18 protein-coding genes are annotated in these 20436 nt (G+C 71.5%); 8 read left to right on the top strand and 10 right to left on the bottom strand.

All coding sequences use genetic code 11. The annotated features are described in order from the left end of the window. Positions 1 to 83: 83 nt before the first annotated feature. Positions 84 to 1436 (top strand): hypothetical protein, encoded by a 1353-nt coding sequence (locus tag B3S45_RS12490; protein ID WP_286720983.1) that lies wholly within the window; start codon positions 84 to 86, stop codon positions 1434 to 1436. A 14-nt stretch (positions 1437 to 1450) separates the two neighbouring features. Here B3S45_RS12490 and hpf read toward each other — a convergent pair whose 3' ends face one another. The 5 genes from hpf to mtrA form a co-directional block, all read right to left on the bottom strand. Next, on the bottom strand, positions 1451 to 2113 hold the full coding sequence (gene hpf, locus B3S45_RS12485; RefSeq protein WP_194383490.1) for a ribosome hibernation-promoting factor, HPF/YfiA family: 663 nt from the start codon (positions 2111 to 2113) through the stop codon (positions 1451 to 1453). An 89-nt stretch (positions 2114 to 2202) separates the two neighbouring features. Next, the gene (locus B3S45_RS12480; protein ID WP_286720981.1) at positions 2203 to 2892 is read right to left on the bottom strand and encodes a ComF family protein; all 690 of its coding nucleotides are present in this window, start codon (positions 2890 to 2892) and stop codon (positions 2203 to 2205) included. Between the two features lie 91 nt (positions 2893 to 2983). Further along, positions 2984 to 4663 carry an LpqB family beta-propeller domain-containing protein gene (locus B3S45_RS12475; RefSeq protein ID WP_286720980.1) on the bottom strand — a complete coding sequence of 560 codons (1680 nt, stop codon included), beginning with the start codon at positions 4661 to 4663 and terminating at the stop codon, positions 2984 to 2986. Positions 4664 to 4668: 5 nt separating this feature from the next. Beyond that, positions 4669 to 6360, bottom strand: a complete 1692-nt coding sequence (gene mtrB / locus B3S45_RS12470) for an MtrAB system histidine kinase MtrB (RefSeq protein ID WP_286720978.1) — start codon at positions 6358 to 6360, stop codon at positions 4669 to 4671. A 5-nt stretch (positions 6361 to 6365) separates the two neighbouring features. Beyond that, positions 6366 to 7046, bottom strand: coding sequence for an MtrAB system response regulator MtrA (mtrA, locus tag B3S45_RS12465; RefSeq protein ID WP_071045374.1), 681 nt, complete (start codon positions 7044 to 7046; stop codon positions 6366 to 6368). A 175-nt stretch (positions 7047 to 7221) separates the two neighbouring features. On the opposite strand from mtrA, the gene B3S45_RS12460 reads away from it, so the two are divergent. Genes B3S45_RS12460 through B3S45_RS12440 form a run of 5 tightly spaced genes read left to right on the top strand, consistent with a single transcriptional unit; the run spans position 7222 to position 12737 of the window. After that, positions 7222 to 8598, top strand: a complete 1377-nt coding sequence (locus B3S45_RS12460) for a glycerophosphoryl diester phosphodiesterase membrane domain-containing protein (protein ID WP_286720975.1) — start codon at positions 7222 to 7224, stop codon at positions 8596 to 8598. After that, positions 8595 to 9275: a DUF4129 domain-containing protein gene (locus tag B3S45_RS12455; RefSeq protein WP_286720973.1), complete on the top strand. Its 681-nt coding sequence runs from the start codon at positions 8595 to 8597 to the stop codon at positions 9273 to 9275. Before B3S45_RS12460 ends, B3S45_RS12455 begins: the two co-directional genes overlap by 4 nt. After that, on the top strand, positions 9272 to 10462 hold the full coding sequence (locus B3S45_RS12450; protein WP_286720972.1) for a DUF4350 domain-containing protein: 1191 nt from the start codon (positions 9272 to 9274) through the stop codon (positions 10460 to 10462). Before B3S45_RS12455 ends, B3S45_RS12450 begins: the two co-directional genes overlap by 4 nt. A gap of 38 nt (positions 10463 to 10500) precedes the next feature. Then, the gene (locus tag B3S45_RS12445; protein ID WP_286721071.1) at positions 10501 to 11430 is read left to right on the top strand and encodes an AAA family ATPase; all 930 of its coding nucleotides are present in this window, start codon (positions 10501 to 10503) and stop codon (positions 11428 to 11430) included. A 2-nt stretch (positions 11431 to 11432) separates the two neighbouring features. Then, positions 11433 to 12737, top strand: a complete 1305-nt coding sequence (locus B3S45_RS12440; RefSeq protein WP_286720970.1) for a DUF58 domain-containing protein — start codon at positions 11433 to 11435, stop codon at positions 12735 to 12737. Between the two features lie 88 nt (positions 12738 to 12825). Here the strand turns inward: B3S45_RS12440 and katG are convergent, their stop codons facing one another. Both katG and B3S45_RS12430 read right to left on the bottom strand, forming a co-directional pair. Beyond that, positions 12826 to 15138 carry a catalase/peroxidase HPI gene (gene katG, locus B3S45_RS12435; protein ID WP_286720969.1) on the bottom strand — a complete coding sequence of 771 codons (2313 nt, stop codon included), beginning with the start codon at positions 15136 to 15138 and terminating at the stop codon, positions 12826 to 12828. Positions 15139 to 15190: 52 nt separating this feature from the next. After that, positions 15191 to 15622 carry a Fur family transcriptional regulator gene (locus B3S45_RS12430; RefSeq protein WP_286720967.1) on the bottom strand — a complete coding sequence of 144 codons (432 nt, stop codon included), beginning with the start codon at positions 15620 to 15622 and terminating at the stop codon, positions 15191 to 15193. A gap of 121 nt (positions 15623 to 15743) precedes the next feature. On the opposite strand from B3S45_RS12430, the gene B3S45_RS12425 reads away from it, so the two are divergent. Continuing rightward, entirely contained in the window at positions 15744 to 16553 is an 810-nt protein-coding gene (locus B3S45_RS12425; RefSeq protein WP_286720966.1) for an aquaporin, read from the top strand. Here B3S45_RS12425 and B3S45_RS12420 read toward each other — a convergent pair. Beyond that, positions 16550 to 17545 (bottom strand): stage II sporulation protein M, encoded by a 996-nt coding sequence (locus B3S45_RS12420; protein ID WP_286720965.1) that lies wholly within the window; start codon positions 17543 to 17545, stop codon positions 16550 to 16552. The two genes, B3S45_RS12425 and B3S45_RS12420, sit on opposite strands and share 4 nt — an antisense overlap. 16 nt (positions 17546 to 17561) lie before the next feature. Between B3S45_RS12420 and B3S45_RS12415 the strand changes: the two genes are divergently transcribed. Further along, complete coding sequence (locus B3S45_RS12415) at positions 17562 to 18383, top strand: RDD family protein (protein ID WP_286720963.1); 822 nt, start codon at positions 17562 to 17564, stop codon at positions 18381 to 18383. Positions 18384 to 18703: 320 nt separating this feature from the next. Here B3S45_RS12415 and ahcY read toward each other — a convergent pair whose 3' ends face one another. Further along, the gene (gene ahcY, locus B3S45_RS12410; protein ID WP_286720961.1) at positions 18704 to 20176 is read right to left on the bottom strand and encodes an adenosylhomocysteinase; all 1473 of its coding nucleotides are present in this window, start codon (positions 20174 to 20176) and stop codon (positions 18704 to 18706) included. Between the two features lie 52 nt (positions 20177 to 20228). Next, entirely contained in the window at positions 20229 to 20435 is a 207-nt protein-coding gene (locus tag B3S45_RS12405; RefSeq protein ID WP_286720959.1) for a DUF3499 family protein, read from the bottom strand. Between the last annotated feature and the right edge of the window lies 1 nt (position 20436).

The following is a 20436-nucleotide window of genomic DNA, read 5'->3' as shown; positions in this document are numbered from 1 at the left end:
ACCGCGACGCGGCGCCGGCACGACGACGAGCGCTCTCAGCGAACCCGCATCGAGGGCATCCGTCGCGCTCGTAGGATCGAGTCATGGCCGGATTCTGGGGCAGACGCAAGCGCGAACGCGAAGAACTTCACGCCCAGGACGTCGACCTCGCGCGGGATGCGCAGCGGGCTCTGGTCGAGGTGGACGAGCGCATCCGCGTCACCACCGACGAGCTCGCCTTCGCCGTGGCGGAGCTGGGCGAAGGGCCCACGGGTGATCTGCGAGACGCCCTCGACGCGGTGCGCACGCATCTCGCCGAAGCCTTCCACCTGCACCAGCTGAACCACGACGAGATCCCGGACACCCCGGAGGAGCTGCGCACGCGCAATGCGCGCATCGTGCAGCTGTGCACGTGGGCCGACGAGCTGCTGGATGACCGCACCGACGCCCTCGCCGAACCGATCGAGCGCGCACGGCGTGCCCCGGAGATCATCGCCGGCGTGCGACGGGATGCGGAGCGCCTGCGCACCCGGATCCCCCACGCCCGAGAGACGGTCTCGCGCCTCGCGGAGCGCTACAGCGCCGCCGCGCTCGGCCAGGTCGCCGACAACGCGGCCGAGGCCGACCAGCTGCTGCGCTTCGCCGAGCACAGCGCCGACGTCGCCGAACGCCGGCGCGACGCCGGACAGCGCGAACAGGCCAATCTCGCTCTCGAGACGGCGACCGAGGCGGCCCGTCGGGCGGCGACGCTCGTCGATGCCGTCGAGACCTTCGAGATCGAGGCGCTGCGAGCCGAGTCGACGCTCGCCGCGATCGTGGAGGACTCTCGCGGCGACCTGGTCGCCGCGCTGTCCGCGCCGCAGGTGCCGACGGTCGCCGAGGCGATGACCGCCCTGCAGTCCGCGCTGGCGGCCCTCCCCGCACCGGGCGCCAAGACCGACCCGTTCGGCGACCTGTCCCGGCTGCGCGAGGCGAACACCGGCCTCGACGCGGCCATCGCGGCCGCCGAGGAACGGGCACGGCGCGTCATCCCCGACCTCGCCCACGTGCGGCACGCCATCGACGACGCGGACCGGCAGCTGCACGTGGCCCGCGACGTGATCGCGGGTCACCGCGGATGGATCGGAGCCGACGCACGAACCCGCCTCGCCGAGGCCGACCGGGTGCGGCAGGACCTGGACCGCCTCGTCGGCGGATCGGCCGCGACCGCGAGCGACATCGCGGAGGACGATCGCGAGCAGGCAATGGTCCTGTCCCGCCGCGCAGCGACCCTCGCCGGCGAATCGCTCCAGCTCGCCCAGCGCGACATCGACTCCTCCCGCCCGCCGGGCGGACCCGATCAGTGGAACGGCGGCTGGGGCGGACCTCAGCGGGGCGGCCGCGGTGGTGGCGATCTCATGGGCGGCATCCTCGGCGGCCTCGTCATCGGCGGCCTGCTCGACGGCATGTTCGACTGATCCTCAGCGCTCGGTCAGGACGCGACCGCCACGGGTGCTGCCTGCGTCGTCAGCGAGATGACACCGTAGTCCCAGCCCTTGCGGCGGTAGACCACGCTCGGGTGGTCCGTGCGCGCGTCGATGAACAGGAAGAAGTCGTGCCCGACGAGCTCCATGCGGTCGACCGCGTCTTCGACGGTCATCCACTCCGGCTCGAACTCCTTGGTGCGGATGACGACGGGGCTGTAGTCCTCCTCGTCGGTCGCGGCGCCGCCCACGGTCGGGATCTCACCGGTCGAGACGGCGTGGATGGCCTCCGCCGACGCCGGCTGCAGGTCGATGCCCTGCAGTGCGCCGCTCTCCTTGGCGAACTTCGCACCGCGGGGGTGGTTGCGCTGGTCGACCCGCTTGTCCTTGGCGCGACGCAGCTGCTCGCACAGCTTGTCGACCGCGAGATCCAGAGCCGCGAACTTGTCGCCGTCGGTCGCCTCGGCCCGCACGATCGGTCCCTTGCCGGTGACCGTGAGCTCGACCGTGTCGTCTTCCATCCGACCGTTGTGATACGCCCGGTGGGTGACCTTCACGTCGACGCGCTGCGCGCGCGTGGCGAGGTGCTCGATGCGGGTGGTCTTCTCTTCGACGATCGAGCGGAAGCGATCCGTCACGTTCACTCCCACGCCGACGATGCTGGTTTCCATCCCTGACCTCCTTGTTCCGGTCCGCCCGGTTCAAGGGCGGACCATCAGTCGCCTTGGTCCCCCCACCGTAGACCCCGGCGCGGGAAGTGTCACGCAGGAATTCCGGATGCGTCCGATTCGGATCCGCTGTGCACCGCGCGGCGGGGTGTGGCCGCCACCGTCACCGCGCCGCGGACGGTCGCGCCGGCGACACGCAGGGCCGTGATCGCCTCATCCAGCGTCGCGCCGGTGGTCACGACGTCGTCGACGACGATCACGTCGCGGCCCGCGACGCGGTTCGCGTGGAAGGCACCGGAGACGTTGGCGGCGCGCGCGGCGACGTCGAGCCGGCGCTGATCGGCGGTCATCCGGGTGAGGCGGAGCGAACGCGACACCGGCAGCGACGCACGGGCCATGAGGAGCTCGACGGGCCGGAAGCCGCGGCGGCGGAACGCGGACCGCGACGACGGCACCGGCACGAACAGGGTGTCGGCGGGCGCATGCGCCCGCACCCGCTCGATCGCACCGGTGGCGGCTGTCGCGAGCGGCCGGGCGAGCGCGGTGCGTCCGTCCTCCTTCAGGGTGCGGATGACGCGCGCGGCCACCCCCTCGAACAGCAGAGCGCTCCACACGGGCACGTCGGCGATCCGACGCGACACCGGGTCACCCGTCAACTCTTCACGACAGCCCGTGCAGAGGGAGACGTCCCACGCCCCGCACCCTGCGCAGGCGACCGGGAACACCAGCGCGAGCACATCGCCGAGTGCTTCGCGGAACATCTCGATCTGCACTGTGGACACCCGGTCATCGTGCCGCGCCCGCGCGGCGCCTGCCGCCATCCCCGCCGGCCTGTGGACGCCGCTGCGGCGTGCGCACACCGGGGAGGGGAGGTCACGGCCCGGCGGGCGAGCCCTGCTGCGTCGCGAGCACGAGGATCTCGGACGCGGTCTGCTCCCAGTTCGCGCCGCGTCGCACGTACAGAAGGCCCTCGTCTGAGCGCAGGCGCACCGACGCATCGGTGTTGGCACCGGCCACCGAGACCGTTCCGGAGGGCGCCGCGCCGGACACGGCCGCTCCCCCGACCACCTGCTCCACGAGCGTGAGATCGGTGCCGGACCGGGTGACCGCGGCGACCGTGGTGTCATCGAGCCAGGCGAGCGAGAGGCCGGAACCGGTGATGGGACCGAGCTCGAACGGGTCCGTCAGCCGCAGCGGCGCGCCGTCGGCGTCGCGGACGATGCCGGCGATCCAGATACCGGATCTCCCGTTCGAGGACACGATCGCGGCGAGGCGCGCACCGTCGCGCGAGACGGCGAACGCCGCCAGCTCCGCGGCCTCGGGGAACGCCTCCGAGATCTCCAGCGGCACGCCGTCCTCGCCGGTCGCCCGCAGCCCGCCGGGATTCTGCGCCGGCACGCTCCAGACGTACCCGCGCGGATCGATGGACGGGTCCAGGAGGCCCGCGCGCTCATCGACGAGGAGGACCTCGCCGTCTGCGGTCACCCGCACCACCGCCCCTCCGGAGGTGCGGACCGCGGCCGCATCCCGGTCCGGGGCGACCTGCACCGCCGCCGCGTCGACCTGCGTCATGGCCGAGGACAGCCCCTCGATCGGGGTGAGTTCGTCTCCCGAGAGAAAGCCGAATCCTTCGGCCGTGAGCACGAGAGGGCTCGTGGCGACGCGTGTCGAGCGCACGGACACCGTGTCGGCGGACAGGGGCGTCGAATCCGCGGTGAGGCGCACATCGGTCACTCCGGCGGAGGCGAGACTCGCCTGCAGCTGGGTGTAGATGCGGTCGACGCCGTCCTGCTCCAGGCCCAGGGCCGACGGCGAGAGGTCGATGTCGGCGACGCCGCCGCTGACGGGCACCGACGGCCGCGAGAGCGTCACACTCTCGGGGATCGCGCTGACGACGGCCTCGGCGAGCCACGGGCTGGGCGATCCCCCGACGAGGGCGTCGGAGATCCAGGTGGGGGCGTTGATGGTGGGGAACCAGCGCACGTCGGGCACGAGGTACGTCCAGCTCGGATCGAAGTACATCAGCGAGTACTCGCCGTACACGTTCGGGAACTGGTCCGTGCCGAGCACGATGCCGTCGGGGGCTTCCGTGATCCGCCACTCTCCGTCGTCGCGCTGCGCGAGGCGGAAATCGAGCATCGTCACTCCGCTGCCGCCGGTCTCGTACGCACCCGCGGCGCTCACGGTCGCGTCGGCCTCGACGGTGAGCGACACCTGATTGGTGGTCGGGTCGGCGTACGTGCGATCGCCGCGATCGTCGATCGTGACACCGGCGGTGGGATCCCACGCCTCGGCGAGACTGGTCGAGAGGAAGAGCCTCGCCGTCGCCCAGTTGTCGGCCGGACCCGTTCCCGCCTCGATGAACCCCCGCACGATGTCCTCGGGCGACGCCCCCGGCTGAGGCCCTTCGGGGAGGTAGAAGAAGTCCGGCGTCGGCGGCTCCTCGCCGGGCTCGATGCCGGGATTGACCGGTCCGGTCATCGGAAGTCCGGAGCACGCCGCGAGGGCGAAGAGCAGGAGCGCGGCCACGGCGGCGCCGAGAGATCGGGTCATCCGCGTCACGATCGCTCCCCCATCGCGTCCGCGCCCGAGGCGATCGGCAGGTCTATCGGCTGCGTGAGGCCGAGGGCATCCATGGCCGGCGACTGGTCCTCACCGGCTTCCACGGGAATCGGCGACGAGGTGACGGTCTCACCGGGCAGCCGCGGCAGCGTGAGCACGAAGTGGGACCCCCGGCCCGGCTCGGACCACACCGCCAGCTCCCCGCCGTGCAGGCGCGCGTCTCCGAGAGCGATCGACAACCCGAGACCGGTGCCGCCGATGGTGCGGGTGCGCGACGGATCGGCCCGCCAGAAGCGGTCGAACACCCGATCCACGTCTTCGGCGCGCATGCCGAGCCCGAAGTCCCGAACTCCCAGCGCGACGGCGTGCTGATCGCTGTCGACGGTGACCACGATGGGTCGCCCCTCTCCGTGTTCGATGGCGTTTCCGAGGAAGTTCCGCACGATCCGGCGCACCCGCCGCGGGTCCATGTCGACCGGGGAATATCCTCCCGGCGCGACCAGCCGCACATCGGATCCGTGCTGGTCGGCGAGCTGCTGCATCGAGGCGATGACGTCTTCGGCGAGGTGCGCCAGGCTCGTCGGCTCGAGTTCGAGCTGCACCGATCCGGCGTCGTAGCGGCTGATCTCCAGCAGGTCGGTCAGCAGGGTCTCGAAGCGCTGCACCTGCGCATTCAGCAGCTCGGCTGCCCGCGCGGTGACGGGATCGAACTCGTCCCGCTGGTCGTTGATCATGTCGGCGGCGAGGCGGATCGTCGTCAGCGGCGTGCGCAGCTCGTGCGAGACGTCGGAGACGAAGCGCTGCTGCACGAGCGACAGATCGGCCAGCTCCTTGATCTGCGACTCGATGCTGTCGGCCATGGCGTTGAAGGACCGTCCGAGCGTCGCCAGCTCGTCTTCGCCATGCACGTCGAGCCGCACGTTCAGTTCGCCGGCCGCGAGCTTGGCACTGGTGTCGGCCGCCTCGGCGATCGGCGTGGTGACCGAGCGCAGCACGAACCAGGCGATCCCCCCGATCATCACGAGCAGGAACACGCCGACGATCCAGAGCGTCGCCTGCACGAACAGCAGGGTCTCGGATGCGGCGGCGAGGTCGTAGGCGAAGTAGAGCTCGTAGTAGCCGACGTCGGGCATCTCGAACTGCTGCCCGACGATGATGCCCGGAACCTCTCCTTCGGCGCCGGGAAGCCCCGCGTACTGCCACCACTGCAGGTCGGGGTCGGACTGCACACGGTCGCGCAGGGCCGTGGAGATGATGTCCTCGTCGACGAGGACGCCCGAGGTGAAGTCCTGCGGGGCGATCGAGGACGGCGGGCCCACGCGGAACACCGCGAACGAGTCGCTCTCGGACTGCTGCGTGAGGTCGCTCTGCACGCTTCCCATGAGGGTCGACAGCTGCGCGGGACTCCCCTGCGGCTCAGCCGAGTCGAGGGTGCGCTGCACCTCCGACGTCGCGCGCCGGGCGTCTTCGAGCACCTGCTGCTGACGGGACTCCAGGAGATCGGACTGGATGGCCAGGGCCATCCACACGCACGCGATGACGATCGCGAGCGCCGACAGCGCGAGGGTCAGCACGACCGTGCGGAAGCGCAGCGAACGGCGCCACAGCACCGTGACGCGGTCGGGCCAGGACCGCCAGTCGACGATGGCGATGCGGCCCGTCGCCGGAGCCGTGCGCGCCGGGGGCACGCGGCCTACTCCAGGGCGCCGGCGCGGTAGCCGACGCCGCGCACCGTCGTGACGATCTTGGGGTTGTCGGGGTCGATCTCGACCTTCGCGCGCAGGCGCTGCACGTGCACGTTCACCAGACGGGTGTCGGCCTTGTAGTGGTAGCCCCACACCTGCTCGAGCAGCATCTCGCGCGAGAACACCTGCTGGGGCTTGGAGGCGAGTGCGACCAGCAGCTCGAACTCCAGCGGGGTCAGCGGGATGGGCGTCTCGCCGCGTCGCACCTCGTGAGCGGCGACATCCACCGACAGATCGCCGATGCGCATGATCTCCGCGCTCGGCTGCGAGGCCGGGCGGAGTCGCGTCTTGATGCGGGCGACGAGCTCCTTCGGATTGAAGGGCTTGACCATGTAGTCGTCGGCACCGGACTCGAGGCCCTTGACCACATCGGCGGTGTCGGTGCGCGCCGTGAGCATGATGATCGGCACCCCGGATTCGGCGCGCACGCGCGTGCAGACTTCGATGCCGTCCATGCCGGGGAGCATGAGATCGAGGAGCACGAGATCGGGACGCTCGGCGCGCCACGTCTCGACGGCCTGGGCGCCGTCTGCGCAGAAGACCGTGTCGAAGCCTTCCGTGCGCAGCACGATGCCGATCATCTCGGCCAGGGCCGTGTCGTCGTCGACCACCAGGATGCGGGAACTCATCGCGCGTTCGTCCTTTGCTCACCGTGGGGGCGATGCCGGGTCGGCGCTCCCCCGAGCGCTCCCGCCAGAGTAGTCGAGATGAGCCGTGCATTCGCCGAGCGGCGTGCCGTGAACAGCACGGGTCGCCCGCCGGACCCGTGTGACACGATGGGAGCAGCGTCTCTCAAGGAGGACCGTGACCTCGTATCCCCAGTGGACGCCCGCATCGCGTCCGGGCATCATCCCGCTGCATCCGCTCACGTTCGGCACCATCCTGGGTCGCTCGTTCGCGGCCCTGCGCCACAATCCCAAGGTGCTGCTCGGCTTCGGCCTGGTCGTGCAGACCGTCGCCTACCTGCTGGTGCTCCTGGGCGTCGGCGGTGTCGCCGTGCTCACCTTCTCGCGGCTGGACAACGTGCCGGCGTCGAGCGACGACTTCGAGGCCATCTTCATCGGCTCGACCGCGATCACGGCGATCGTCGGGTTCGTGCTGGGGCTCGCCGCTGCGGCACTCGGCGTGATCGTGCAGGCGGTCGTGGTGAGCGAGGTGGCCCACGGCGCCCTCGCCGAGAAGCTGTCGCTGGGGATGCTGTGGCGCCGCGTCAAGCCGGTGATCTGGCGCGTGATCGGCTACTCGTTCCTGCTCACTCTCGCCGTCTCGGTGCTGATCGCCGTGGTCGTCGGCGTGCTCGTGCTGATCGGCTTCGCCGCCCTTCCGATCGCGATCGCCCTCGGCGTGCTCGTCGTCCTCGGCGCGATTCCGCTCGCGCTCTGGCTGAGCGTGAAGCTGCTGCTGGTGCCGTCGGCGATCATCCTCGAGAACGCCGGCATCGGTGCCGCGCTCGCGCGCTCGTGGCGGCTGACCCGTGGCCGGTTCTGGCCGGCACTCGGGGTCATCGTGCTCATCTCCTTCACCTTCGGCGCGATCGCTCAGGTGGTGAGCCTGCCGTTCTCGTTCCTCGGCACCGGGCTGAGCACCCTCTTCGCCCCCACGGGCGACCCCGGCGTGTCGACGATCGTGACGATCGTCGTGACCTCGATCGCGGCGCAGATCCTGACACTGATCGTGCAGGCGGTCGCGGTCGTCGTGCAGTCCACGTCGGCGGCGATCATCTACATCGACTGCCGGATGCGGCACGAGGCCCTCGACCTCGATCTGCTCGCCTACGTCGACAAGCGCGACGCCGGGGAGCAGGATCTGCCCGACCCGTACCGGATCGGGATCGGACGCGAGGCCCCACCCCGCCCGGCATGGATTGCGCCGCAGCCGTATGCACCGCCCGCCTACGCACCGCCGGCGTACGCACCGGTGGCCGACGCACGGCCGCCGTACGCCGCACCGGCGACGCCCGCACAGGCGGGGCCCCCGCCGCAGGGCGCCCCCGCGGCGCATCCGTCCCAGCAGCCGTACGGCCAGCCCGCCCCGGGCGTCGCACCGCCTCCGCCCTACGTCCCCCCGGCCGCGCCGGCTCCCGCCGACGCCGCCGGCGATGCGCCCAACCCGGGCGCGCCGGGACAGGACCCTGCGGCCGACGACGATGACGGCGCCGCCTCCGGCCCCCGCCCGTCGTGATCCACGCCGCCGGCTCCCTCCCGCAGGCCCTCACGGCGGCAGTTCCGCCGCTGACGCCCGACCCCGATGAGGCGCGCCGCTGGGCGGAGCAGGAGCTGACGAATCCCGTCTACGCCGAGGCGCAGCCCACGCCGTTCGATCTGTTCGCCCGTGCGGTCGCCGATTTCCTCGGCGACCTGCTGAACCCGCAGCTTCCAGCGGGTCTCGAATCGGTCTTCGCGATCGTCGCCGTCGCGGTGGTCGTCGTGCTGATCATCGTGGCGTTCGCGATCTGGGGCGTGCCCCGCGCGACTCCCCGCGGCACGCCCGCCTCAGCCGTGCTCTTCGGCGAGGCCGAGAGCCGCACGGCTCGCCGGCTGCGCACCGACGCCGAGGAGGCGGCGGCGCGCGGCGCGTGGGACGACGCCGTGGTGCTGCGCTTCCGCGCCCTGGCGCGGAGTCTGACCGAACGGGGCGTCGTGGATGCTCCGCCCGGCGCTACGGTGCACGCCTTCGCGCGGGCGGCCGCCGTGGCGTTCCCCGACTTCGCCGCCGCGCTCGAGACCGCAGCCGACGGGTTCGACGACGTGCGGTATCTGCGCCGGCCCGGTACGGCGGAGCTGTACGCGAGCGTGACCCGCCTCGACGACGAGATCGCCGCATCCCGCCCCGCCGTGCTCCCGGGGGTGCCCGCGTGAGCGCACCCGCAGCGACGAACCGACGCGCATCGGTGAGCTCGTCCTCACCTCCCCGCAGGCGCCGCGCCGCGATCACGTGGGTCGCGATCGCCGCCGGATTCATCGTCGTCGGGATCGTCGGCTCGCTGCTCGCCGGCATCGGCGAGCGCGCCGCCCGCGGATCGCTCGACCCCGAGTCAGCAGGCCCCGGCGGAACCCGCGCGCTGGCCGAGGTGCTGAGGAACAACGGTGTCGAGGTGGTGGTGGAGCGCTCGTGGCAGAACGCCCGGGATCTGCTCGAGGAACAGGATGCGACCCTGTTCCTGCCCGACACCCCGAACCTCTCCGCCGAGGCCGTCGAGTCCCTCGTCGAAACCGCAACCGCCACCGTGTTCGGCGACCCCGCATCCCGGGTGCTGCGCACGTACTTCGACGGCGCCGTGCCCACCGGCTTCGCCACCGAGACGCTGGCTCCGGCGTGCGCGCTGCCGACGCCCGCGCGGGCCGGAGACGCGACCATCGGCGGATTGTTCAGCGCCGGTGGCGCGCAGGCGACGTGCTATCCCGATGGAGAGGCGTATGGCCTCCTCGGCAGCGGCTCGGTCACGGCCATCGACGCCGACGGCGTCTTCACCAACGACGCCCTGGCGGACGAGGGCAACGCGGCGCTCGCGATCGGGCTGCTCGGCGCGCACGAGCGCGTGGTCTGGTACGTCGCCTCGGCCGGCGACACCGACCTGCCGGTCACCGACCCGACGCTCGGCGAACTGACCCCGCCGTGGGTCACCCCCGCGATCACCCTGCTCGTGCTCGCCGGCCTGGTCGCGGGCATCTCCCGCGGGCGCCGGTTCGGGCCCCTCGTGGCCGAGCGGCTTCCCGTCACCGTGCGGGCCGGCGAGACCGACGAGGGCCGCGGGCGCCTGTATGCGGCCGCCCACGACGCCCCGCACGCGGCGGCGCAGCTGCGCCGAGGCGCCGTCCGCCGCCTCGCCGGCATGGTCGGCCTCGGTCCCGGGGACCCCGCCGATCGCGTCGCCGATGCCGTCGCCGACCTGCTCGGTGCCGACCGTCGCGCCGTGCGCGGCATCCTTCTCCTCGACGTTCCGCGCACGGACCGGCAGCTCGTCGAGCTCTCCGACCGCCTGCGCGGCCTCGAATCCGCCGTGCGCGCACGGCTGCACACCCCTGGCGAAAGGACCCGGACGTGACCGACGAGACCCCCCGCGACGACGACCTGCGCGCGGCGATGAACCGCGTGCGCCTCGAGGTCGGCAAGGCCGTGATCGGTCAGGACGGCGTCGTGACCGGCCTGCTCATCGCGCTGCTCGGCCGTGGGCACGTGCTTCTCGAGGGGGTGCCGGGCGTCGCCAAGACGCTGCTCGTGCGCGCCTTCAGCCGCGCACTCGGACTGGACACCAAGCGCATCCAGTTCACCCCCGACCTCATGCCCGGAGACGTCTCCGGGTCGCTCGTCTACGATGCGCGCACCGGCGAGTTCGAGTTCCGGGAGGGCCCGGTCTTCACCCACGTCGTGCTCGCCGACGAGATCAACCGCACGCCGCCCAAGACGCAGTCGGCCCTGCTGGAAGCCATGGAGGAGCGTCAGGTCTCCACCGACGGCGTCTCGCGCGCCCTGCCCGACCCGTTCCTCGTCGCCGCGACGCAGAACCCCGTCGAGCACGAGGGCACCTACACCCTGCCCGAGGCGCAGCTCGACCGGTTCCTCCTCAAGCTCATCGTCGACCTGCCGCAGCGCGACGCCGAAGTGGCCGTGCTGCGCCGTCACGCCGAGGGCTTCTCTCCGCGCGACCTCGACGCCGCGGGTCTCGCACCGGTGGTCACCGTGGACGAGATCCACGCCGCCCAGCGGGCGGCTGCCGCGGTGTCCGTCGCCGACGACGTGCTCGGCTACGTGGTCGATCTCGCGCAGGCGACGCGGCGCAGCCCGTCGGTGCAGCTGGGCGTCAGTCCCCGCGCGACGACCGCGCTTCTGGCGGCCGCGAAGGTATGGGCGTGGCTCGGCGGCTATCCCGCCATCACGCCCGACCATGTGCAGACGATGCTCGTGCCGACCTGGCGGCACCGCATCCGTCTGCGCCCCGACGCGGAGCTCGAGGGGGTCTCGGTCGACTCGGTGCTGGCCTCGGTCGTCCAGCAGACCCGCGTTCCGGTCTGACCGTGTTCGTCACCTGGCGCCTGTCTCTGCTGGTCGCCGTCGGCGTCGTTCCGGTGGTGGCGGCGTCGGCTCTGGGCGGCGTCGACGCGTGGGTCGCGGCGGCGCTGTGGGTCATGCTGTGCGCGCTTCTCACAGTGGTGGATGTGGCCACCGCCACCTCTCCGCGGGTGCTGCGCGTCTCCCGCGACGCACCGGCGAAGACCCTGCTCGGTGCGCAGACGTCGGTGCGGCTGCGGATCGCCAACACCGGCTCCCGCCGCATCCGCGGACGGCTGCGCGATGCGTGGCAGCCGACGGCGGGCGCCCCCTTCGAGCGTCTGCCGCTGGAGATCCCACCCGGTGAGCGGCGTGACCTCGTGGTGCCGCTTCTCCCCCGTCGGCGCGGCACGCTCGCGAGCGAGATGGTGGTGGTGCGCTCGCACGGGCCGCTCGGACTCGCCGGACGCCAGCGCGCGATCCCGTCGCGGGGCGAGGTCCGCGTGCTGCCGCCGTTCACCTCTCGGCGTCATCTGCCGTCGCGGCTGGCACGCCTGCGCGAGCTCGACGGCAACACCAGCATCCAGGTGCGGGGGCAGGGCACCGAGTTCGACTCGCTGCGGGAGTACGTGCGCGGCGACGACGTGCGCTCGATCGACTGGCGGGCGACCGCGCGTGCCGGCACGACGATGCTCCGCACGTGGCGGCCGGAGCGCGATCGGCACGTCGTCATCGTCGTCGACACCGGTCGCACGGCGGCCGCCCGCGTCGGCGACGGCATCCGGCTGGATGCCGCGATGGAGGCGTCGCTCCTGCTCGCGGCGCTTGCGGCCCGGGCGGGCGACCACGTGCACCTGGTGATGTTCGACCGCGTCACCCGCGCACGCGTGACCGGCGTCGACGGCCCGGGGCTGCTGGCGACGATGGTCGAGGCGATGGCGGGCGTCGAGGCGCAGCTGATCGACACGGACTGGGACGCCGCGCATGCTCAGGTGCGAGCCCTCACCAATCGCCCGGCGCTGGTCGTCCTGCTCACCGCGCAGGACGACGTCGACAGCGCGCGGGCGTTCCTCGGATCGCTGCCCGCACTGACCGCGCGGACGCGGGTGGTCGTCGGCACCGTCACCGACAGCGCCGGGAACCGACCGGATCGAGAGGACGCCGTCGATGTCTACCGCGCCGCGGCGCGGGAACGCGGCGCCTTCGAGGCGTCACGTGTCGCGGAGGCCATCGCCCGTGCCGGGGGCGACGCGATCGCCGACACACCAGACGGGCTGCCGCCGCGGATCGCCGACCGCTACCTCGCGCTGAAGGCCGCCGGCCGACTGTAGACGCCGGCCCCACCCACCGGCAGAGCCCGCACACCAGCAGGGCCCGCCGCCGCGCGAGGCGGTGACGGGCCCTGGAATCACCCGGGTGTCAGACGAGATCGAACCGGTCGAGTTCGGTGACCTTGCCCCAGGCTGCGACGAAGTCGCGCACGAACTTCTCGTTCGCGTCGTCGCTCGCGTACACCTCGGCGAGCGCGCGCAGCTCGGAGTTCGAGCCGAACAGCAGGTCGGCGCGGGTGCCGACGCCGACGGGTGCGCCGGAGCCGTCCTTGGTGCCCATGAACGCGTGACCGCCCTTGTCCAGCGGCTTCCACGTCGTGCCGAGGTCGAGCAGGTTCACGAAGAAGTCGTTCGACAACACGCCCTTGCGGGTGGTGAGCACACCGTGATCCGAGCCGTCCCAGTTCGCACCCAGCGCACGCATCCCTCCGACGAGCACCGTCATCTCCGGTGCCGACAGGGTCAGCAGGTTCGCCTTGTCGATGAGGTGGTACTCACCGGGCATGGTCGCCTTCGGGCCGTAGTAGTTGCGGAACCCGTCGGCGGCCGGCTCGAGGAACTCGAACGACACCGCGTCCGTCTGCTCCTCGCTGGCGTCGGTGCGGCCCGGGTGGAACGGCACCTCCGCGTCGACACCGCCGTCACGCGCCGCCTTCTCGACCGCGGCATTGCCCGCGAGCACGATGAGGTCGGCCAGCGAGACCTTCTTGCCGTCGGTGCGGCCGTCCTCGAACGAGGCCTTGACACCCTCGAGCACGCTCAGCACCTTCTGCAGCTGGGCGGGGTTGTTGACCTCCCAGTCCTTCTGCGGGGCCAGGCGGATGCGCGCGCCGTTGACGCCGCCGCGCTTGTCGCTGCCGCGGAAGCTCGACGCGGCGGCCCACGTGGTGCCGACGAGTTCGGCGACGGTGAGCCCGGCATCCATGATCTGCGCCTTGAGGGCCCGCGCGTCGTCGGCGTCGATCAGCTCGTGGTCGACGGCCGGAACGGGGTCCTGCCAGATGAGGTCCTCGGCGGGCACCTCGGAGCCGAGGTAGCGCACCTTCGGTCCCATGTCGCGGTGGGTGAGCTTGAACCACGCCCTCGCGAACGCGTCGGCGAAGGCCTTCGGGTCGTCCTTGAAGCGACGCGAGATCCGGTCGTACTCGGGGTCGGTGCGCAGCGCGAGGTCGCTCGTGAGCATGCGGGGCTCGCGGCGCCCGTCGGAGTGGGCCAGCGGCACCATGTCGGCCCCGCCGCCGTCCACCGGACGCCACTGGTGGCCGCCTCCGGGGCTCGTCATGAGCTCCCACTCGTACGCGTACAGGATGTGGAAGAACTCGTTGTCCCAGCGGGTCGGGTGGTAGGTCCAGGTGACCTCGAGCCCGGAGGTGATGGTGTCATCGCCCTTGCCGGTGCGGAAGTTGTTCTTCCAGCCCAGCCCCTGCTGCTCGAGGCCGGCAGCCTCGGGGTTGTCCTCGATGTTGGTGTCGGGCGCCGCGCCGTGGGTCTTGCCGAAGGTGTGGCCGCCGGCGATGAGCGCGACGGTCTCCTCGTCGTTCATCGCCATGCGACCGAAGGTCTCCCGGATGTCGCGCGCCGACGCCATCGGGTCGGGGTTGCCGTTCGGGCCCTCGGGGTTGACGTAGATGAGGCCCATCTGCACGGCGGCGAGGGGCTTCTCCAGCTCGCGGTCGCCGCTGTAGCGCTCGTCGCCGAGCCACGTGGTCTCCGGGCCCCAGTACACGTCGGCGTCGGGTTCCCACACGTCGGCACGGCCGCCGGCGAAGCCGAAGGTCTCGAAGCCCATGTCTTCGAGGGCGACGTTTCCGGCGAGGATCATGAGGTCGGCCCACGACAGGTTCTGACCGTACTTCTTCTTCACCGGCCACAGCAGGCGGCGTGCCTTGTCGAGCGAGACGTTGTCGGGCCAGCTGTTCAGCGGCGCGAAGCGCTGCTGGCCGGCGCCGCCGCCTCCGCGACCGTCCGTGATGCGGTAGGTGCCGGCGCTGTGCCAGGCCATGCGGATCATGAGGGGTCCGTAGTGACCGAAGTCGGCGGGCCACCAGTCCTGCGACGTGGTCATCACCTCGGCGATGTCGGCCTTCACTGCGGCGAGGTCGAGGCTTCCGAAGGCGGCCCTGTAGTCGAAGTCCTCGCCCAGCGGGTTGGCGACGGCCGGGTTCTTCGCGAGCACCTTGAGGTTGAGCTGGTTGGGCCACCACACGCGGTTCGCGTCGCCCGTGGTCGGATGCGGCTGGTCGCCGTGGATGACGGGGCAGGTGCCCGCAGCGGCGTCGTTCGGGCTCGGTCGGGTCTCGCCGTCGGCGCGCTCGCTCTCGGGGGTGTCGATGTCGGTGACCGACTGGTCGATCTCGGTGTCGGAGCCGATGCCGGCGGGGTTCTCGTCAGCGTTCGTCATGGGGTTCCTTCCTGGGGACGAGGGTGGACGGAGAGGGGTAGGTCTTCGTAAGTCATGCGGCGGCGGCGCACCGGGCGCACACGCCCCAGAACGTGACCTCGGCGGTGTGCACCGCGAAGCCCCGCGTGTCGGACGGGTGCAGGCACGGCGCGGCGCCGGTCACGCAGTCGACGTCTTCGACACGTCCGCACTGGGTGCAGACGAGATGGTGGTGGTTGTCGCCGACGCGGAGTTCGTAGAGGCCGGCCTGGCCCGCCGGCTCGATCCGGCGCGCGATGCCCGCCTCGACGAAGTCGCCGAGAGCGTTGTAGACGGACTGCTTGCTCGTGCCGGGGAGACTCTCCCGCACACGATCGAAGAGCGGTTCGGCTGCGATGTGCGCGGCGCCGTGAAGGGCGGAGAACACAGCGCGCCGCGTATCGGTCACCCGCAACCCGGCTGCGCGCAGTGACGCTTCGACATCATGCGCTTCGGGGCTCGTCATACCCCCACTCTACCGTTCTTTTGACAAATTCAAAACAACGAGCGGCTGTCGCGCAGGTGGCGCGCTCTGGTCGGCGCCGGGGCCTGCCAGTACCCTGAGCGCATCGGAAAGGAGGCGCGCGATGAGCAACGATCCGCGTCCTGAGAAATCCATCCCACCCACCGACCTCGAACACACCCCGCCGCCGGGCGGACCGACCCTCGGCGCCAAGCTCGCCGCGGAAGGGTTCGGAACCTTCCTGCTCGTCTTCGGACTCATCGGAACAGCGCTGTTCGCGAACCACTTCGCCGATGCCGAGCGCGTCTTCGCCCCCGGGATCGTCTATATCGCCGCCTCGTTCGCCGTCGGACTCGCGGTGATCATCGGCGCCTACGCGTTCGGTCCGATCTCGGGCGGGCACTTCAACCCCGCCGTCACCCTGGGCCTGGCCGCCGCCGGCAGGTTCCCGTGGCGCGGCACACTCGCCTACATCGGCGCTCAGATCGTCGGCGGCCTCGTCGCCACCACCGTGCTGGTGCTCATCGGCCTCTTCGGCCCGGCGGGCTGGCTGCCCGCCGCGCAGGACAGCGGATTCGCCAGCAACGGATGGGATGCGCTCTCGCCCGGTGGGTTCGGCATGCCGGCGGCGATCATCATCGAGATCATCCTCACGGGGCTGTTCCTGCTCGTGATCCTCGGTGTCACGCACCCCACCCGCGGCACGAAATTCGCGGGCCTCGCGATCGGGCTGTCGCTCACCCTCATCCACTTGGTGAGCATCCCCGTGGACAACACCTCGGTCAACCCGGCGCGGTCCCTGGCGACGGCGGTGTACGGCGGCGGCGAGGCGCTCGTGCAGCTGTGGGTGTTCCTTCTGTTCCCCGTGGTGGGTGCCGTGCTCGCCGGCTTCGCCTATCGCGCGCTCTTCGACAGCGAGGTCGGCGGCTCCTAGCCCGCGTAGAGGGTGGGCGTGCCGGCCTCGTACTCGGTGAGGTCACCGGTCTCCCCGGCACGGCGGGCCCGCCCTCCCACGACGACCATGTAGAACACGAAGGCGCCGAGCGCGAGCGCTCCGATGCCGATCTTGACCGGCCACGGCCAGGGCTGCGCGGTGACGAAGCCCTCGATGAGACCGGCGACGGCGAGCGCCAGAACGAGCCCGAGCGCGACGGTCGCCAGCGAGCGCCCCGCCTCGGCGAGCGCCTGCCCACGGGAACGCCGTCCGGGCGCGACCCAGGCCCAGAAGATGTGCAGCCCGGCGGCGCCCGCGACGAAGATGCAGGTCAGCTCCAGCAGGCCGTGCGGGAGGATGTAGAGCACGAACACGTCACCACGGCCGAAAGCGAACATGATCGCGGCGGCCGTGCCCACGCCCACCGCGTTCTGCACGAGCACCATGATCGGCCAGATGCCGGTGATGCCGAACATCACGCACTGCGCCGCTATCCACGCGTTGTTGGTCCAGACGGTGCCGGCGAAGACCGCCGCGGGGTTCTCGGAGTAGTACTCGGCGAAGTCGTTCTCGGCGTACTGCTCCAGCGCCGCCTGAGGTCCGAGACTTGCGACGAGCGCCGGGTCGGCGGCGACCCATGCCGCCACGATCGCGCCCACGGCGACGAAGGCGACCGCGATGACCAGCGTCGTCCATCGCAGCCGGTGGAGCGCCGCCGGCAGCTGCAGGGCGAAGAAGCGCGGGATCTGCCGCAGCACGTTCTCGGGAGCACCGGTCAGGCGCAGACGCGCCCGGGAGAGCATCGTCGAGACGTGGTCGCCGTGCGGGGTGCGACCGGCCGAGGTCTTGATGTCGGCGAGATCCGCGCTCGCCGATCGGTATCGCGTGACGAGCTCGTCGACCTCGTCGCCGGTGGGCCGGCGCATGCGGCTGAGCGCATCCAAACGGTCCCATTCCTCGCGCCGGGCGGCAGTCAGGGCGTCGAGGTCCACCTGGTTAACTGTACCCATGAGCACGCCGGCGCCGACCGTGGTCGAGATCCACCAGGACGAGGTGCTCACCGGTGAGGCCGTCGCGCTCGATGTGCAGCCGGTCGGCTTCTTCCTGCGGGCGCTCAGCGCCCTGATCGACGTGCTCGTCGGTATCGCGGTGCTTCTGCTGTTCGTGGCGATCGTCGGATGGCTCGGGAGCCTCGGGATGCTCGACACCGATGTGCTCCCGATCGTGACGATCGTCGTCGCGGTGCTGGTGATGGTGGTGATCCCGACCACGGTCGAGACGGCCACGCGGGGTCGCAGCCTCGGCCGGCTCGCCGTCGGCGCGCGGGTCGTGCGCATCGACGGCGGCGCATCCGGATTTCGCCAGGCCTTCATCCGCGCTCTCACCGGAGTGCTGGAGATCTGGCTCACCGTGGGTGCGCTCGCCGCCGTCGTCGGCGCGTTCACACCACGCTCCCAGCGCCTGGGCGACCTGCTGGCCGGCACCTATGCGGAGCGCACGCGCACGCCGCCGCTGCCTGCGCCGGCACCGGGCGTGCCATCCTCGCTCCTGTCGTGGGCCGAGACCGCCGACGTCGCTCACCTTCCGCCCGGCCTCTCCCGGCGCATGGCGCAGTTCGTGCGGCAGGCCGAGCACATGATGCCGGGCGCGCGCAGCCGCGTCGCCCTGTCACTCGCCGAGGAGGCCGCCTCGCACGTCTCCCCCGTGCCGCATGCCGACCCGGAGACGTTCGTGCGCGCCGTCGTCGCCGTCCGCCGCGACCGCGAGCTGCGCGCTCTGGAGCTGCAGGCGCAGCGCGTGGCCCGCCTCACCCGCGGCCTCGGCGCCTGACGGCTACGGCGACCCCCGGCCCGGGCCCCAGCGGGCGCCCGCCCCGGCCCGGGCCCCATCCGTCCCTCCCCCATGTCCCACTTTCTGCGCTCATTCGGCGCCAAACCAGCAGAAACTGGGACACGCTCCAGGCCGAACCACATCCATGTCCCAATATCTGCGCTCATTCCGCGCCAAACGGACAGAAAGTGGGACATGCAGCGGCAGCGGCGTGGAGGCCGGAGCCGCATGCACGGCAGCGGCGCGCTCCCCGCGGCGCGCACCGCGGCAAGCGCACCCGCGCGGGCCTCGACCTGCGGCACCACCCCGGGCGGGGCAGGTCAGTAGCGGTAGTGGCCCAGCTTGTAGGGGCCCTCGACCGGAACCCCCAGGTAGGCGGCCTGCGCCTCGGTCAGCTCGGTGAGCTCGACACCGAGTGCGGCGAGGTGCAGGCGAGCGACCTTCTCATCGAGCACCTTCGGCAGCACGTAGACGCCGAGGGGGTACTGCTCCGGGCGCAGGTAGAGCTCGATCTGCGCGAGAACCTGGTTGGTGAACGAGGCACTCATCACGAACGAGGGATGCCCGGTGGCGTTGCCGAGGTTCAGCAGGCGCCCTTCGCTCAGCACCAGCACGCTGCGGCCGTTCGGCAGACGCCACTCGTGCACCTGCGGCTTGATCTCGACCTTCTCGACGCCCTCGAGAGCCTCGAGCCCGGCCATGTCGATCTCGTTGTCGAAGTGACCGACGTTGCCGACGACGGCGAGGTGCTTGAGGCCGAGGAGGTGCTCCGCCGTCACGACGTCGCGGTTGCCGGTGCCGGTGATCACGATGTCGACGTCGCCGAGGACGGTGTCCAGGCGCGCGACCTGGTACCCGTCCATGGCGGCCTGGAGCGCGCAGATGGGGTCGACCTCGCCGATGATGACGCGGGCGCCCTGACCACGGAGGGCCTCGGCGGCGCCCTTGCCGACGTCGCCGTAACCGGCGACGAACGCGACCTTGCCGCCCATGAGCACATCCGTCGCCCGGTTGATGCCGTCGGGCAGCGAGTGGCGGATGCCGTAGACGTTGTCGAACTTCGACTTCGTGACGGAGTCGTTGACGTTGATCGCGGGGAACAGCAGACGATCGGATGCGGCCAGCTCGTAGAGACGGTGCACCCCGGTGGTCGTCTCCTCGGTCACGCCGAGGATGCCGTCGGCCATACGCGTGAAGCGCTGCGGGTCGCGGGCGAGGCTACGACGAAGCGTCTCGAGCACGACGCGGTACTCCTCTGAGTCGCCCGCGACGGCGTCGGGCACCGCACCCGCCTTCTCGAATTCGACGCCCTTGTGCACGAGCAGGGTCGCGTCGCCGCCGTCGTCGAGGATGAGGTTCGGCCCGTCGAAGCCCTCCGCCGACCAGTCGAAGATGCGGTCGGCGAGGTCCCAGTACTCTGCGAGCGTCTCGCCCTTCCAGGCGAACACCGGAACCCCGCGCGGCTCGTCGACCGTGCCGTCGGGGCCGACGACGACGGCGGCGGCGGCTTCATCCTGCGTGGAGAAGATGTTGCAGCTGGCCCACCGCACCTGCGCACCCAGCGCGACGAGGGTTTCGATGAGCACCCCGGTCTGCACGGTCATGTGCAGGGAGCCGGCGATGCGCGCACCCTTCAGCGGCTGCGACGCGCCGAACTCGTCGCGAAGGGCCATCAGGCCCGGCATCTCGTTCTCCGCCAGCCGCAGCTGGTGGCGACCGGCGCCGGCGAGCGAGAGGTCGCGGACGGCGTGATCGGGAACGGTGCGGGTCGGCGCGGCGGTGTCGGAGGACATGCCTTCCATCATCCCACGTCGCCTGCGGGCACATGCCGAGGCGGACCGGCGGTCAGCCCTGGAGCGTCTCGTGGCGGATGACGACCCACCCGCGCGGCACGGAAAGCCGATCGGTGTGGGCGGCGCACAGATCGTGCGCGTGCGGATCGTTCGCGCGACCCAGGGGTCCCAGGGCGGCCATCTGGTCGCCGTAGTCGTAGGTCAGGGTCGACACCGCCTCGCGGGCGCATCCCACTTTGGAGCAGAGTCTCTCGCGCATC

Origin of the sequence: Microbacterium sp. UBA1612 (genome assembly GCF_002321605.1) — a bacterium.
Classification (GTDB): Bacteria; Actinomycetota; Actinomycetes; order Actinomycetales; family Microbacteriaceae; genus Microbacterium; species Microbacterium luteum.
This window is presented reverse-complemented; position numbering and strand designations above follow the sequence as displayed.